This is a genomic window from Williamwhitmania sp., from assembly GCA_035529935.1.
Taxonomy (GTDB): domain Bacteria; phylum Bacteroidota; class Bacteroidia; order Bacteroidales; family Williamwhitmaniaceae; genus Williamwhitmania.
Window position 1 is genome coordinate 1 of sequence record DATKVT010000154.1, and the last position, 14,731, is coordinate 14,731.

16 protein-coding genes are annotated in these 14,731 nt (G+C 41.7%); 2 read left to right on the forward strand and 14 right to left on the reverse strand.

The genetic code is table 11. The features are described from left to right. Positions 1 to 1,006: DEAD/DEAH box helicase (locus VMW01_11475; GenBank protein HUW06869.1), on the reverse strand; the 1,006-nt coding region annotated here is incomplete at its 3' end. Positions 1,007 to 1,141: 135 nt separating this feature from the next. On the opposite strand from VMW01_11475, the gene VMW01_11480 reads away from it, so the two are divergent. Continuing rightward, on the forward strand, positions 1,142 to 1,558 hold the full coding sequence (locus VMW01_11480) for a hypothetical protein (GenBank protein HUW06870.1): 417 nt from the start codon (positions 1,142 to 1,144) through the stop codon (positions 1,556 to 1,558). A 37-nt stretch (positions 1,559 to 1,595) separates the two neighbouring features. Here VMW01_11480 and VMW01_11485 read toward each other — a convergent pair whose 3' ends face one another. From VMW01_11485 to VMW01_11540, 12 genes are all read right to left on the reverse strand, one after another. Beyond that, positions 1,596 to 2,009, reverse strand: coding sequence for a hypothetical protein (locus VMW01_11485; GenBank protein HUW06871.1), 414 nt, complete (start codon positions 2,007 to 2,009; stop codon positions 1,596 to 1,598). A 108-nt stretch (positions 2,010 to 2,117) separates the two neighbouring features. Then, a complete protein-coding gene (locus VMW01_11490) occupies positions 2,118 to 2,630 on the reverse strand; it encodes a PEGA domain-containing protein (protein ID HUW06872.1) in 513 nt (170 codons plus the stop codon). 516 nt (positions 2,631 to 3,146) lie between these two features. Next, complete coding sequence (locus VMW01_11495) at positions 3,147 to 4,466, reverse strand: hypothetical protein (protein HUW06873.1); 1,320 nt, start codon at positions 4,464 to 4,466, stop codon at positions 3,147 to 3,149. 299 nt (positions 4,467 to 4,765) lie between these two features. After that, entirely contained in the window at positions 4,766 to 5,590 is an 825-nt protein-coding gene (nudC, locus tag VMW01_11500; GenBank protein ID HUW06874.1) for an NAD(+) diphosphatase, read from the reverse strand. A 294-nt stretch (positions 5,591 to 5,884) separates the two neighbouring features. After that, positions 5,885 to 6,424 (reverse strand): hypothetical protein, encoded by a 540-nt coding sequence (locus VMW01_11505; GenBank protein ID HUW06875.1) that lies wholly within the window; start codon positions 6,422 to 6,424, stop codon positions 5,885 to 5,887. 80 nt (positions 6,425 to 6,504) lie between these two features. Then, complete coding sequence (locus tag VMW01_11510; GenBank protein ID HUW06876.1) at positions 6,505 to 7,686, reverse strand: 4Fe-4S binding protein; 1,182 nt, start codon at positions 7,684 to 7,686, stop codon at positions 6,505 to 6,507. Between the two features lie 368 nt (positions 7,687 to 8,054). Beyond that, the gene (locus VMW01_11515) at positions 8,055 to 8,249 is read right to left on the reverse strand and encodes a hypothetical protein (GenBank protein HUW06877.1); all 195 of its coding nucleotides are present in this window, start codon (positions 8,247 to 8,249) and stop codon (positions 8,055 to 8,057) included. A 114-nt stretch (positions 8,250 to 8,363) separates the two neighbouring features. Further along, the gene (locus VMW01_11520; protein ID HUW06878.1) at positions 8,364 to 8,840 is read right to left on the reverse strand and encodes a helix-turn-helix transcriptional regulator; all 477 of its coding nucleotides are present in this window, start codon (positions 8,838 to 8,840) and stop codon (positions 8,364 to 8,366) included. 140 nt (positions 8,841 to 8,980) lie between these two features. Continuing rightward, positions 8,981 to 9,742 carry an NYN domain-containing protein gene (locus VMW01_11525; protein HUW06879.1) on the reverse strand — a complete coding sequence of 254 codons (762 nt, stop codon included), beginning with the start codon at positions 9,740 to 9,742 and terminating at the stop codon, positions 8,981 to 8,983. Between the two features lie 215 nt (positions 9,743 to 9,957). Next, positions 9,958 to 10,347, reverse strand: a complete 390-nt coding sequence (locus VMW01_11530; GenBank protein ID HUW06880.1) for a DUF1398 family protein — start codon at positions 10,345 to 10,347, stop codon at positions 9,958 to 9,960. 172 nt (positions 10,348 to 10,519) lie between these two features. Beyond that, the gene (locus tag VMW01_11535; protein HUW06881.1) at positions 10,520 to 11,284 is read right to left on the reverse strand and encodes a helix-turn-helix domain-containing protein; all 765 of its coding nucleotides are present in this window, start codon (positions 11,282 to 11,284) and stop codon (positions 10,520 to 10,522) included. 580 nt (positions 11,285 to 11,864) lie between these two features. Beyond that, complete coding sequence (locus VMW01_11540) at positions 11,865 to 12,902, reverse strand: virulence RhuM family protein (protein HUW06882.1); 1,038 nt, start codon at positions 12,900 to 12,902, stop codon at positions 11,865 to 11,867. A gap of 502 nt (positions 12,903 to 13,404) precedes the next feature. Here VMW01_11540 and VMW01_11545 point away from each other — a divergent pair. Continuing rightward, on the forward strand, positions 13,405 to 13,698 hold the full coding sequence (locus VMW01_11545) for a hypothetical protein (protein HUW06883.1): 294 nt from the start codon (positions 13,405 to 13,407) through the stop codon (positions 13,696 to 13,698). 48 nt (positions 13,699 to 13,746) lie between these two features. Here VMW01_11545 and VMW01_11550 read toward each other — a convergent pair whose 3' ends face one another. After that, positions 13,747 to 14,493: a hypothetical protein gene (locus VMW01_11550; GenBank protein ID HUW06884.1), complete on the reverse strand. Its 747-nt coding sequence runs from the start codon at positions 14,491 to 14,493 to the stop codon at positions 13,747 to 13,749. Positions 14,494 to 14,731 lie beyond the last annotated feature (238 nt).

Here is a 14,731-nt window from a genome sequence, read left to right on the forward strand (position 1 = left end):
GACCTGTTCGGCCTATGCGGTGAATATAGTCGCCAGGAACGTCGGGTGTGTCGAAGTTTATCACGTGGGTAACGTCCGACAGGTCGAGACCACGGGCAATAATGTCGGTGGCAATGAGCACTCGGATGGTGCCATCTTCCAGCCTTTTAAGCGCGTTGATACGCTGGTTCTGTGCCTTGTTGGAGTGGATTACGCCAAGCTGGTCGGGAAACTTCTCCTCCAGCTGTTCGTGCAGCCTGTCGGCAAGCTTCTTGGTGGCCACAAATACCAGCACCTTGGTCATCTCCGGCTCATTCCTGAGCAGCCACTCCATCAGGTTTACCTTGGTAAAAAAGTTGGGAACGTGGTAACCACGCTGGATAATCTTTTCGAGCGGGGTGCCGTGGGCGGCAATTTCTATGGTGAGAGGATTGTCGAAAAAGGCGGCGATAACCTCACGTACCTCGTTTGTAAGCGTTGCCGAAAACATGAGGTTCTGCCTACGGGGTGGGAGTGAGTCGAGCAAGTTCATGAGCTGTGGTCGGAAGCCCAGGTTGAGCATCTCGTCCACCTCATCAATAACCAACTTTTGAATGCTCTTTAAGCGCAGCAGTCCGCATAGTGCTAGGTCCACCAAGCGACCTGGGGTGGCTACAAGCACATCCACACCGTTGTATACCTTTTGTTTCTGCGTGTTGATGTTAGTTCCACCGTATACGCCAAGATGGCGTACGGTCATGTATTTTGTAATCCATTCGAGCTCCTTAATCACCTGCAGCACTAGCTCACGGGTGGGCACCACCACCAGAATGCGCGGATGCCGTTGCTCCGAATAACTCAGCTGCCGAAGCATGGGTAGGAGGTAGGCCAGCGTTTTCCCCGTTCCGGTTTGCGCTATACCCACCACGTCGCGTCCCGACATGATTACAGGAAACGCCTTCTCCTGAATGGGGGTAGGGTTTTCGTATCCAACATCGGCAATGGCGTTCAGCAGGGGTTTGGTAAGGTTGAGTTCGTCGAATGTCACGGTTTTCAATTTATTAGCCTGCAAAGATAGGAATAAAGTCGGAAGTAGGGAGACGGAAGTTAATGAGACAATATGTCAATGAGACAATGTGCCAATGAGACAATGTGCCAATGAGACAATGAATAATTTGAGAATTTGAAAATTGAGGAATCACTATTGTCCGGTAACCATTTGTTGATCCCCTACAGGGAACTTACATCAAATATTGGTATGCTGGTTTACAATACTTTATCCGCTACGCGGAAAATTCTCCGTAGGAGATTTAGTTTTGTAGAGAAAGTAACCCCTGTTTTTTACATACCTCGTAGAGGTTTAACAATTTTATGCAATACAGGAAAAATTAAGTTTTTTCCCCGGACAGTAGTGATTGAGGAATTTGAGAATGAAAAGATGGACCAAGGAGGCATTTTGCCACTATCATTTCAAAAGGCACCTCAGTTGCACAGTGTTACTAAAACCAAGCGAGGCGAACTCAGGGTAGCTAAACAAAAACCGACCTCAGGGAGCTTTGTCAAAGCCAGCTGGGTCGGCGGAACCAAATCAGAAATTTAAGACTCTAAACTACAATCTATCACCAACTTATATTAACCTACTCCATCTCCTTTTTGAACCAGTTGATGGCCTCCTCTTCGGTTGTAAACAATCGCATGGGTAACTTATACTTGTTGGTGGCTTGGAGAATTAAGTTTAAGTAGTATTTCTTAAAAACGTTACCATCGAAAACAACACCTGCTCGCTTTAAACCTTGCGCAGCAGCCCGCGGCATTGCATCTTGCTCAAACCATTTTCTGCTTTCAGGGTTTACAATTCCCTGCTTTAGAATATTGGAAAGGTAGTTTTCAATAGGCCTAGATTCTTTCTTTTGAAAGTTCAACGCAGTTTCTATTGTCAACTTGTACTGCTCCGCTGTGGCTATTCCATTCCAAACTACCTTAACCATCTTAAGTTCTGGATAGTAGCTTAACTGGGCATAGTTCTCTTTGAAAATTACAATTTCGTCCATGGCGACACGTTTTGTACAATTTCTATTTTCCTATACGCAAGGATTTTAAATTTGCGTCAGCAGTTGGTCAATTCATTTGGTCGATGGTCACAATATTTCAATTACCATCTAGTTAATGCGAACCAAGTTTGCCTTCCAACTATCGGGAATGTCGCTGTAGCTCATTACCTTCAGCGTAGGCGTTGTCATTCCAGTGGAGGATTTTATAAGCGTTTGGCTAATATACTTAGTATCGAGCTTCCACATGGCACCGGTTAAGGGATCCACTATAAGCCATCCTATTAAACCACCTACTGCAATATTTCCGAATAGATACCAGCCATCAAGGGAGAAGTGGACAGGCACCGTCACAGGTTCGTACCCGGGGAGCTCGAAGGTTACGGTATAACCCGCCTTGGTAAAGTATCCATTACCTGCATAAAGTGTAAAAGTTGCAGGCGTTTTTGCAGTATAGATATTGACCCCATTCAAATCCATGATGGTTATTTTTGCACCCGAAGGGTTGCTCGATATGGAGATGGGATAGCTGCTTTTGCTAACTATGGTGGCGCATCCGGAAAGGATTAAAAATGCTGCAGCTAAAAGTGTTGTGGTTCCTTGCTTGTAAAGTGAACTTTTCATCTATTAGGGAATTAAATCACTCCTACTCATAAGGCTTTTCGGTTACGCCCCGTTTTTTATAGTGGGTTTCTGCTTCCACTTATTTTCTGCGTTTTATGCGGAAGCCAGCTTGGCCTAGCATTTCTCTACCAAATGTATTGCTAATTGAATCCATTGTCAATGGGCAATGAACTAATTTTTAGCCATTTTGCTTAGTGATGGGAAAGAGGGGATGAAGGAAGGAGGCAATGTGGTGTATGATTTGAAAATTTGAAAATGAGCCGATTTAGAAATTGAAAATGTGCCAATTAGCCAATCCGGCAATATGCCAATTAAAAGAGAATCCAGTCCTGCCTATGAAAACACAACAAATTGGAAATTAAACAGTAGCAGAGCAGGTTTTGAGAATGAGCCGATTTGGAAATTGAAAGATGAGCCAATACGACAATCAGGCAATGGCCGGACAAGTCGTCGAGCGCAACCGACCGAAGGGAGCTCCGTCAATGGCCGGACAAGTCAGCGGAGCTAAATCAGTAACTATCTAATCCTCGATGTGATGGATTCCGGAAAATCTTTATTTAGCTGTTTCCGGTCTGTGAACCCGGCATTAAGTGCTTTTTGAAGCATGGCAACCGTCGCATCATTCTTCCCTTTCCAGAGGTAGGGGAAGGCCGAAAAGTAGAACATATCGGGGTTCTCCGGCTCCAGCATGCGGTAAATGGAGAGAATCTTATTCAACGCTTCCGCATTTTGCTCACCAATGGCTTGCTTGCAAAACGAGTAGCAAGCAATTCCCAAGAAACCTTGTATTCTCCGGTAGGTATCCTTTGCGTAGGAATCTTGTTCCGTTTTGATTTTTTCGGCCAACGTTTTGATCTCGTGTCTCCACCACAGCGTATCTTTTGTCTGAAAAGCATTTAAGTATGGTTGGCGCACGCTAATTTCAAACTGAAGATACTTTGCTAGCTGGTTCATCTGGTTGATATAGCGGGGATTGCTTTTTAATTCGTCGTAGGTAGAAGCAAAAGACTTATCACTATTAAAAGGCTCCGTTGTTGCCATGTTGCGGGCAACCAGTGCCGCCTTCAGAAAGTCTCCACCGTGCTTCAGCGAATCGATTCTTGTTTGCTGATTCATACAATAGAGCTCAAACTGAGACTTTGGAAGGGAGGGGATATCTGCGCTTTGACATGATAGGCGGAGAAAACCGAGCGCATTGGTCAACATCAGGCTGTCGGGCCAGCCGTGTGAGGCGTTGGTCAGCTCAATTTTAAGGTTGGCTGGAGTTCGCTGCTCCTGAAACAGGTATTGTGCAGTCTCCATAAAGTTAAAATCGTCCATCCCAGAAATGGAGATAATGGGAGCGTGGAGCGCATTAATCTGATCCGAATTGGCAAGTGCACCGCATAGGATTAAGCCGTTCACCTGATGAGCCAGCGCATATCCCAGCACCATGCGCGCTCCTCCTGAAAATCCGGTCATGAAAATCGTTTTCCCTACCGGATATTTCTGGCGCACATCATCAACCAAGGTTTGGATGGCTCCTACGTAACCTTCAAAATCGTTTTTGACAAAGTTGGAGGCTACTAGCAGTGTTGGATACAGGTTGGCTCCGTGTTTGAATTTATCGATGGCAAACTTCCCATTACCATGTGCGTCGATGATTACAAGGAGCGGTAGCTTCTCGTCAGCGCTTCCTCTTTGGGGCATGTATACTTCGTAGGTATTTCGAGAATCGAGCTTGCAGGAGTCCGTTTTCGCAACAGCCTTAACCGTTTCGTTCGACTTACCTGCACCGCTGCAGGCTGCAAGCCCGCATAGCAGCATGGCGCTTAGAAGTAGAAATAACCTGTTCATTGTAATGCATTTTTTACAAATATAGAGATTTGTTGGTGTGGAGTAACAGAAGATTGGTTATAAGTGAGGAAGTCGGAAGTCGGAAGTCGGAAGTCGGAAGTTGATGTTGCTTATCCCTGCTGGTTGATAGGAATATAGCCGATATATATAGCCACGGGAATAGAATCGAAACCTAATGCACACGGTGCATGCTTACCCGATGTAAAATGCAATGAAACTGCCATGCACCGGAATCACCAGAGGTTGACAGAACTACCTGCTTGCCGTAGCTAATGATCGATTACATGCCTTTCTTCGAGCTAGAAGAGACCATCTTCAAAGGCGGTGATTAAATCGCCAGAGATGCTCGCGCTAGAGGCATGGGGTGGCAGATTTCCTCTCTCAAACCAGCCTGCCTCCTTAATCTCCGTTTCATCAACAACGATTGGTTGGGTATCGTCGGCCTCGGCGGTAAAACCTAGCATGAGTGAAGCGGAGAAGGGCCAGGGCTGGCTTTTGTAGTACTTCAGATTCTTAATGTCTAACCCAACCTCCTCTTTTACCTCCCGAACCACCGTTTCTTCAATTGATTCACCAATATCCACGTAGCCGGCAATGAGGGCATAAAAATCGCCCCTGTAGTGCAAGCCTTTGGCCAGCAATATTTTATTGTTGCAGGTAATGGCTACAATAACGGCGGGTGCAATGGTGGGATAGGTAACCAGGTTGCACTGGGGACAAACGGTTGCTCGCTCTTCCTTTTTCAACTCTGTTTTGGAACCGCATCTTCCGCAGTATTGATGGTTGCTATGCCAGGTCATTAGCTGATGACCTACTGAGCCCATCCAAGCAAGCTCCTTGTTTTTGTGGTTGCGTAATGTAAAAACATCCTGATACTCCAAGGAAGCATGATTAGCTGGAGGCGTTGCCACCCCAAAGCAGTGGTGGGCGTTGATGGAGAAGAGGTATATGGGCTGTTCGATGCTTCCAGCAAAATCGCTTCTTTTCGGAATCTCATATTCATCGCCCGATTTCTTTAGGAGCACCTCATTGTTGCTGTAGCAGAGTAGGAAATCTTCATCACCTACCTCGTGATTATGATCATACTTGTTGTCGAAAATGCTTGGGCCTATTTCGTTTAGCATGGACTTTGTTTTTGATCTTTCTATTCTGAATTATTGTTATTCACACTGTGAATTCGTGTATAAACCGAATGAGCGAGAGAAAAGTTGCAAAAAGTTAAAAGTTAAAAGTTAAAAGTGAATTGTGAATTGTGAGTTATGAGTTGTGAGTTGTGAGTTGTGAGTTGTGAGTTGTGAGAAGACAGCTAGGTGAAAGAAAGGTTACTGGTTACTAAAGTTTTAAAGACTATTGTTTATTGAACCAAGCTACCAAATGGGCAGAGGTTCTTCTCGGCAGCCTGCTCAATTTGTCGGATGCTATTGTGGCATAAACCTACTTGGGTCTTCCTTTTCTTGTCTCCGCTTTAATCTTTCTTCTTCAGCTTCCACTTGTTGTTTTTCTAGTTCAATATTCTTGATGATTTCTTGAGCCTTTTCCTTTTTTGTCTTCCTATTTGATCCTTCCACAATTTGAGTTTTGCTCCCTCTGTTTGAATATATCAGAATACCTATTAGCAGGACAACTAGAGCGGAAATGATTGATCCAATAATTGAGTTTTGCGCAAAGATTATTATTCCTAGGACACTAAAAATGATGCCCCAATACTCCATTTTAATCCAAAATAGTGCATGCACACTTTTAAGATTAATTATTTGACCGGTTTTTGCATCGATAACTAACCTTGGCTCTTGGTTATTCCATTTTTCACCAAAATACCAGCTGAAGGCTGCAGCTGTAAATAGGGAAATTACAAATGCATAATCTTCTTGTCCTTTTGGCATAATTTCAATACAGAGAAGAAGCGCAACGAACAAAACTAGAACCGAAAGAATTCCTTTACCTGACCAAACTATCATAAAATTTTGCTTTTAGGTTTGTACTTACTATTGTTTAAAATTATCAGATTAATAAAGCAGTGATTAATATCCTTACATATCTAGTTCACATCCATCAATTTTCCTTTAAATTTATCATTAGGAGGCAAGTCTCTTTTGATTGAGGAGAAGCCAATTGCATCTGTAGGGCAAACCTCAATACAAGAACCACACGAAAAACAATCTGAAATAGTGGTTTTTCTTTTTAATATTGAATCCATTACCGTTGATGGACACGATTTTACACAAGCATCGCAAGCAATGCATTTTGAATAATCTACTCTGATTTTAAATATTGATAATTTTTCAAAAAACCAGCCAAACAATCCAAACGGACAAAAGAGGGTGCACCATGGACGATAAACAAACAGACTGAAAATAAGTATTAATCCGATAAATATCCAACCAATAATTGATATTACCGATGGCTTAAAAACTTTAAATGGATCAATAAATTCAACAATATCAAGTGCCCACACAAAAGCGATTATGCTAAGTAGAATGAAGAATATTGATCGAATGCTATTTGAAAAAGCGAAGGGGATTTTATACTGTTTAAAGATAGGTTTGCTTTTGTTTTTGCGATTAATTCTGAAAATTAGATCCTGAAGAGTTCCAAGCTGACAACCCCAAGCACAAATTGATTTATTGAAAACTATAACCATGATTAGGAATGCACTTAAAGCGATTAGCCGTGGAGGGAAAATGGCTCCTTTTGTTGCAAATAGTACTACGGCATCTTTAATTGTTCCCATTGGACTGGGGTCAGATCCGAGAATAACTCCAAAAATAATTACTGAAGCCAAATAGATAGAGTTCCTAACCTTTGTGGATAGTTTTTTCTTTCTGATTACTAGGTAAACTGCAAAAATGAAGGCTATCCACAGAATAAACTTTATAGCAATCTTAATCCAGTTCTTTGATGCACTTTCAGATTCAATGGCTAAATACCTGTTTACTTCAAATAGTAAATCTTTTTGATTGAAGTTAAAGTTGCTTACCTTTTGCTGTAAATTTTTATCAGAATCAATCTTAAAAACCTTTTCCAGAATCTGGTTCGATAAATTATTCTTTATTCCAAACTCTTTAACTGTAATATCTTTTGAAATAATTAGTGACGATAGTTCATGACCTTTTTCGGATTTTTCACTCCAAAACATAGTTGAAAATAGTGATGAGATTATCACTAGTCCAATTAATAAAGCGAACTTAATAATAACAGCTACTTTGTTGGAGATTTTCATGCTTTTAATGTTGGTTTCCTACGTGCAAACAAGGTCTTTCCATTACTCACACTTGCACCTAACTCATTTGTATGCGTGAGGTACACTTTACACCAAATGTAGTAAAAAGCGGTATACAAAGGTAGGAACTGGGACAATGTGCCAGTGTGCCAATGAGACAATGAGGCAATGAGGCAATGGAGGTGGAGCAGGGTGTTTTATGCTTTTGTGGCTCAATTTAGGTTGGGAATTAGGTGCAGTAATACTCACCCTGGTTAATTCAAAAACGAAGATTGGACAGTAACTCCAATCTTCGTTTCAACTCAGCTTAAATGTAGCAGCTATTAGCTGCCGTCCTAGCTTTTAAAGGAACTTGGAGAATCGATGATTTAATTTTCTATCTTCATTCTTTTTGATGCTTTAAACCACAATACTCCAAACGTTAGCGCAGTTAAAGCCAAAATAATGGACACTGGCTTAATATCCGACCAAAGCCAATAAATGCCATTGCTATCGAATCTAAAAGCGATGGTTAAGAATCCGCACATTAGAGCCGCGCTCATGAATAGATTTCTTTTTTTCATTTGCTTTATTGTTTCATTAAACATTAAGTTAACGGAACAAAAGTATGCTGACTTAATGCCCTACACAAGAAGAATGGGGTTGAGAAAAGGTTGACGGGAGGGTTGAAAATAGGTTTAATTCTCCTTTATATGTGTTTTCCCGAAGGACAGAGCCTCTTTGCGGCTTTTTATGTCAAGCGCTTTATAAATCTGGTTAATATGCGTTTTGAGTGTGCTTAACTCAATAATAAGTTCTGAAATTATTTCTTTGTTCGATTTCCCTTGGACAATAAGGTCGAATACTTTTCTTTGCCTAGCACTCAAAGCGTTTAACTTTTCTTCTGCCATAGAAAATTTGCCTGAAGCATTATTTTTTATTTCTTCGATGGTTAGCTGTGTTTTCTGTTTTTCAATTTTCACCCAAACGATGGCAATTAAAATAGTGATAAGAACTAGTATCAAGGCAATAAAAGGATAATCACTCCATAATAGCTTTATATTATTTCTGTCAAATCTAAATGCTACCGCTGAAAAAAATAGAAAAACAGCAGCTATTTCAAGCAATTTCTGTCTACGGTATAGAAGATCAGATATTTTGTCTAAAATAATCATACCAATTATTCTATAGGTAAATAATAATCTTTAGAATACTCAAGTTGCCGATATCGTCAACGGGTTACACCTAGCTTGTTTATGTGAAGCAAAATCGCACAATACACCAAATGTAGCCCTAACCCATAAGCTGTGCACTCCTATTTCTTTGTCTTTATATAAACAAGCTTTATGGATGCTCTTTCTGTCATCCGCTCATCAATTTCAAAATGGCTTTTTAATGATTTAATCAACGGGGTAAGTTTCTCAAAGCCATAGTTTCTTGGGTCAAAATCAGGTTTTTTCTTAATCAGTAGATTTCCAACGTCTCCTAAAAATGCCCACCCATCTTCGTCCGCAATATCATTTACTGTTGAAGAAATTAGTGATACAATTTTCGTATCAATTTGCTGTACTGTCTCTTGTTTAGAATCTTGTGGACTCTCATGTTTCTGTTTTCCAGTCGTATCAGTTACGGCTGGACTCTTTAAAATCTCAAGATAGATGAACTTATCACATGCGACAATGAATGGATAGGGTGTCTTCTTTTCACCAAACCCTAATACTTTCATGCCAGATTCTCTTAGTCTAGTTGCAAGTTTTGTAAAATCACTATCACTTGACACTATGCAAAATCCATCTACTTTACCCGTAAATAAGATGTCCATTGCATCTATTATCATTGCAGAATCAGTTGAATTTTTACCAGTTGTATATCCATACTGCTGAATCGGCGTAATTGCGTTTTCTAGAAGTATATTTTTCCATCCAGCCAAATTCGGTTTGGTCCAATCACCGTAGATTCTTTTAAAAGTGGGGGTTCCATATTTTGCAATTTCTTCCATCATGCCTTTAACATTGCCAGGAGGTACGTTGTCGGCATCAATTATAACTGCAAGTTTTAAGTCCTGTTTTGTTTCCATAATCATATTTTTGATGATGGTTTCAGTCTCTGTATAATATTGTCCAACTCGTTACTTTGTGTGGCGAGGAAGACAATACACCAAATGTAGTAAAAAGCGGCATATAAAGCTGGAAAAGTGAATTGTATAGCTTGCAACAAACCGGCTGCCCTCATCTTCACCTTTCAAGCCTACCGAATCCAGTATGCACTAAACCATATGCTGTAAGCAGGTTTTTATTGTGGTATATTCTCAACCACAATTTCATTTTCTGCTTTGTTATAGTAAGTGCAGGTCATTTTGTCCAAACGAACAATCCATTTTTCGATACCCGATTTTGCAGCGTCATTGCAAAAAGTCGGATAATCGGTTTTGCCCTGCTGGTGAGCTATTAGGTCGGTTTTGAACTGTTCCGTATTGGACGATTCTACAACTTTCAGTGCACCATACTTTGCTGGTGAGGTGGCTTTATAGCCATTGGCACCATAATAGTCGGCATGACCATCAAATACGAATGTCTCATAGCTGGTAACACCAAGTTTCTTAAGTTCCCGAATGTAGGCAGGAAAGTTGGCTCCAGATTTAACTTTGCTGTGAGCCTCCTTAATTTGTTCTATTGTAAACATTTTTTCTCGGTTTTAATTGTTTCACGTTTTCTTAAATCAGAGGCAACCATAATGCTCGAGCTGCGCAAAATGGTTCCCAATTTTAGGATTGCATTTTTCATTGCTCATACATTACGATTACAATGCAAAGGTGCAATTGCAAAAATCCCTGTAATTGTAAAAAATCGTTTTTCTACAGAAGATGTTTAAAACTCTCGGGATTATCCCCTGTAAACTGTTTAAAGTTCTTTATGAAATGTGCCTGGTCAAAAAAGTTGTTTTCGTAGCAGATTTCTGTCAAGGATTTGGTCTTGTCCAAGTTTTCGAGCACGGTGTTGAAGCGGACAATAGAAGCAAACTTTTTTGGTGTTGTTCCAACAACCTTTCTAAACCGTTTTTCAAAAGGGCTTTGACTGATAAACAGCTTATTGTTAAGCTCTTTTATTCGTATGGTTCCTTTACTTTGGTAGATGAGTTTTACGGCTTCAACTATTAGCTTGTCCGTTTGAATGACTTTGAGCTGTGTGAGTAAAAACTGCTCAACAGCTTTAATTCTTTGCATATCGGTCTTCACAATCGCCAACCTTTCTTCAACCTCACTTACCCTGTTTTTGTCGAAGATGTTGTCGAGCGAAATGCTCAGGTTGAATAGCTCGTTGGCCGGATGTGAGGCAAAGTGAGTAAATCCAATTTCTGTAAAGTAGACTAATATTGTTCCGATGTTTGCTGAGCTTTTAAAGATTTTATAGCTATTGGAGATTCCTGTAATGCCTGCTGAGGTCAGCTTGTTTTCGGTTTTGTCTACTATGGTTGCAAGTTCTCCTTTGTATTGAAATCCAATAACAAGCCCCGAGGATGGGAAAACTTTATACTCACTTTGAACATTGTTCTCCGACACTACAAAATACTTGATGTAGCGCCTTAGTCTCTCTGTAGGAATATGCTTTTCAAATTTCATCTTCGTTCTCCATGAGGGGGGGCACAATTTTGGCAAGCGGTAGATTTAGCTATTGCTACCTTCATGTTTGTTTATTATTTGTCGGTAGTATCCCATTTGGTTGGTGAATTATTGAAGTTGTCAACAGTAAAAACAGGCTAGCTCATATTTTGTTTATTGTTAATTTTATATGGGAATTACAATGCCCCTACCGTGTTTATTGATGCAATAATACCGCACAGAACAGTCCACAGAGGCATGCATTGTGTGGCTCGCTAATGTAATAAAGAGGTAAGTTAGGAGTGGGGTTAATTGGTTTTCAATTCCACAAACGACCCCTTCCTGACCTTCCCCTGCGAGGGGAAGGAACGTGCTAGGACTTTGCCAACTTTATGCCACGGCTTAGCTATGCTTGGCTAGTGCTTTGTTTCTAAGTGCTTAGCTCTTATTGGTTGGTAGCGGCGTGGGGTAGAGGGACGACACGACATAACCGACCTTTTGACAAATCCGCCCGAGCGTTGCGTGGGTTGTCCGGGCTAGCGGATTTTCACTAGGATGAGAAGCCACATTCATTACTTCTCATAAAGGTTACAAGCAATTATTATTTAAGTTTTTTCGTATTGTCAGATTTTCTAAGGCTGCTTTTAACTTTATTTTCTATTGCTTTTATTTCTTCAATATCTTTAATATCTGCAATTCTGGCTTCGTAAACTTTCCTTAGGGCATTAAATTCTTTGTAAATTTCGTTGACCTTTTGCTCCATCAAGGCATTAGAAACCGATCCGGGACCTGTAAGTGCTTTTTTATCACTAAACTGTATAATCCGGTCAACATTTTCTTTCCAAAACGATATGTTTATATCCATCCTCTCTTTTGCCCGCAATTCGGCTGTTTCTAAGAATATAATCACCAACCTGTTCAGTGTATCGATCTCGTCTGCAATGAGATAATTCTTTGCAATGTAAATATCTTGTTTCCTCACAATTGTACCTTTCCACGAGGTAAGGGCCATATTCTCTTTGGATGCATCGGCCCTTGATAGAATTATTTCGGCAGCAGTTTTTCCGGTTACGGCATAGAGTAGCTTATTTTGCGTTTCTGCAAAAAACATTTGGGTGGCTTTATCGGATGGGTCGTAATCGCTACTTAATGCAAACAATTCGCGCACTTTCTGGTAAAATCGCTTTTCTGATGCCCGAATATCACGGATACGTTCAAGCAATTCGTCAAAGTAGTCGGGACGGCCATCGGGATTTTTCAGGCGCTCATCGTCCATAATAAAACCTTTAACCATGTACTCTTTCAGGTTTTGGTTGGCCCAAATACGAAATTGTGTCCCACGTTTGCTACGTACCCTGAAACCAATTGCCAAAATCATTTCAAGCGAGTAAAAAGTAACTTTGTAATCTTTGCCATCGGTTGCAGTTGTTAAGTAATCCTTAACAACTGAATTTGTATCTAATTCACATTCTTTCAGTATATTAGATATATGCATACTGATATTGGGCTTAGAGGTGGCAAAAAGTTCGGCCAGCTGGTTCTGATTCATCCACACCATACCGTCTTTGGCATAAAGCGAAACAGAAGCTTTGCCATCCGCAGTATTGTATATGATTATATTTTTATTCTCGTTTTTCATGCTTAACTCTCTAAAATAGGTTTAAGAATCTCAGGCCTTGGCATGGCAAGCGGTTTTATGCGGTTGCGCACTTCGCTATCGGTCTACTTCGCTCTTATTTGCTGGTATCGGTTTACAGCAAAGGAACCACGCATCAGCCCCAGCGGAGTAGCTCCGCCACACCTTACCCCAAATGTAGTAAAAAGCGGCATACAAAATTAGGAACTGGGACAATGTGCCAATGAGACAATGAGACAATGTGCCAATGAGACAATGTGCCAATGTGCCAATTTGAGAATCCGGCAGTAGCCGGACAAGTTTTGAAAATTTGAAAAATTTGAGAATTAGCCAGTATGCCAATTAGACAATGAGGCAATGTGCCAATTAGCCAATGGAGGAGGGGTAGGGTGGTTTGTGCTATTGCTGCTTAGTTGTTAGTTTTATTGGTTGGTAGTGGCTTGAGGAGGAGGGAGGAGACGATATGATTGGCTTGTTTGACGGTTCTACGACATAAGGTGACAGTGTGAGCTTTGCATATGGAAGAAAATACTTTGCAGGTGACAGTTTGAACTTTGCAGTAATGAGAAAATACAAAGCAGTAATGAGAAAATACAAAGCAGTAGGGAGAAAATACAAAGCAGTAGGGAGAAAATACCTAGCTGATGGAAGAAAATGCTTTGCACAAGTAAGAAATAACGTAGGGGATGAGAGAAAATACTTAGCGGACGACAGAAAATACGTAGCGGAGGGTTACTTTATAGTAGCGGGAGGTTACTTGAACTTTGCGGGTGGTGGTTGGAAAACTGCAGCAGCCTGAACGACTGCTGCAGTAATTTATGGGAATTAATACTTGGACTCTTTTGACCTAGCTATTTATGGTTTTAAACGCCAGCTTGTTTACCTGACGGTACTGCGGGCTGGCGCCGCCGAAGAGTGACTTTATGTAGGTTTTAATGTCGAGGGCAGTGTCGACGAGGCCGGTGCTGGGCTGGTAGAGCAGCGCGTTGCGGGCAATGCGGGCGTTGGCTAGGGGCGCCGATACCGCTACCACGGCAGCGTTGGTGGTGAGTAGATTGTTGTAGAGGGTGGTGAGGGAGGCTACCTGCAGCTCCGGCTCGTTGGGGGCGTAGGCCGAATTGGCCTCAAGGTATTTAATGAGCTTGTTGAAGTTCTCCAGACGGCTGTCGAAGCCCATTTGGGAGGCGGAGACCTCGGTTACGGTTTTTCCCTCGGCCTCCAGGGTGGCCTTCTCCTCGTCGGTGAGCTTTGCCTTGGCGCGGATGCCCTGAATTTTGCGCGTAATGGTTCTGGCGTTTTCTATCACCTGGGTGGTGACGTCGCTGGCCTTAAGGGCGCTGAGCACCCGGGTAACGAGCTTGCTGAGGGGCTTAAAGGCTACCTCGCGCTTGGCTACGGCGTTGCTGTAGAGGGGAAGGGACTCGTCCACCGCGTTTACGAGGCTGCGGGCATTGGTTGCAATGGCTTGCGCCGCCTCAATCTTGAGCGATGCCTTGGCTGGGTTGTAGGCTGCTCCATAGCCCAAGGCTACGGTTACCAGCGCTTCGAAGTTGGCCACGTTTTTTGCATGACCCGATTCGGTGTTTGTTTTCATAAACGTTCACATTAGGGTAAATACTAAAAACATACTGTAACCCAAGTTCTTAAATAGATGGCTAAATGTCAAGCAGCGGGGGTGAAAAAATATTAACAAGTTATTAACCAATGGCTTGGATAACACTGCCACCTAAGCAGACAGCATGTGTGTGTTGTTGCATTTTAAGGCCAGGGCAGTGGAGCCAAAAATAATAACACCACCGGTTGACGGCTTATAAAAAATGTTACTTTTGATG

What these genes read in the sequence shown, in the direction of transcription:
- VMW01_11490 (HUW06872.1), bottom strand. Translation starts at nt 2,630, where the DNA reads ATGAAAAGTTCACTTTACAAGCAAGGAACCACAACACTTTTAGCTGCA.
- VMW01_11505 (HUW06875.1), bottom strand. Translation starts at nt 6,424, where the DNA reads ATGATAGTTTGGTCAGGTAAAGGAATTCTTTCGGTTCTAGTTTTGTTC.
- VMW01_11550 (HUW06884.1), bottom strand. Translation starts at nt 14,493, where the DNA reads ATGAAAACAAACACCGAATCGGGTCATGCAAAAAACGTGGCCAACTTC.
- VMW01_11520 (HUW06878.1), bottom strand. Translation starts at nt 8,840, where the DNA reads ATGATTATTTTAGACAAAATATCTGATCTTCTATACCGTAGACAGAAA.
- VMW01_11535 (HUW06881.1), bottom strand. Translation starts at nt 11,284, where the DNA reads ATGAAATTTGAAAAGCATATTCCTACAGAGAGACTAAGGCGCTACATC.
- VMW01_11485 (HUW06871.1), bottom strand. Translation starts at nt 2,009, where the DNA reads ATGGACGAAATTGTAATTTTCAAAGAGAACTATGCCCAGTTAAGCTAC.
- VMW01_11525 (HUW06879.1), bottom strand. Translation starts at nt 9,742, where the DNA reads ATGGAAACAAAACAGGACTTAAAACTTGCAGTTATAATTGATGCCGAC.
- nudC (HUW06874.1), bottom strand. Translation starts at nt 5,590, where the DNA reads ATGCTAAACGAAATAGGCCCAAGCATTTTCGACAACAAGTATGATCAT.
- VMW01_11495 (HUW06873.1), bottom strand. Translation starts at nt 4,466, where the DNA reads ATGAACAGGTTATTTCTACTTCTAAGCGCCATGCTGCTATGCGGGCTT.
- VMW01_11515 (HUW06877.1), bottom strand. Translation starts at nt 8,249, where the DNA reads ATGAAAAAAAGAAATCTATTCATGAGCGCGGCTCTAATGTGCGGATTC.
- VMW01_11530 (HUW06880.1), bottom strand. Translation starts at nt 10,347, where the DNA reads ATGTTTACAATAGAACAAATTAAGGAGGCTCACAGCAAAGTTAAATCT.
- VMW01_11540 (HUW06882.1), bottom strand. Translation starts at nt 12,902, where the DNA reads ATGAAAAACGAGAATAAAAATATAATCATATACAATACTGCGGATGGC.
- VMW01_11510 (HUW06876.1), bottom strand. Translation starts at nt 7,686, where the DNA reads ATGAAAATCTCCAACAAAGTAGCTGTTATTATTAAGTTCGCTTTATTA.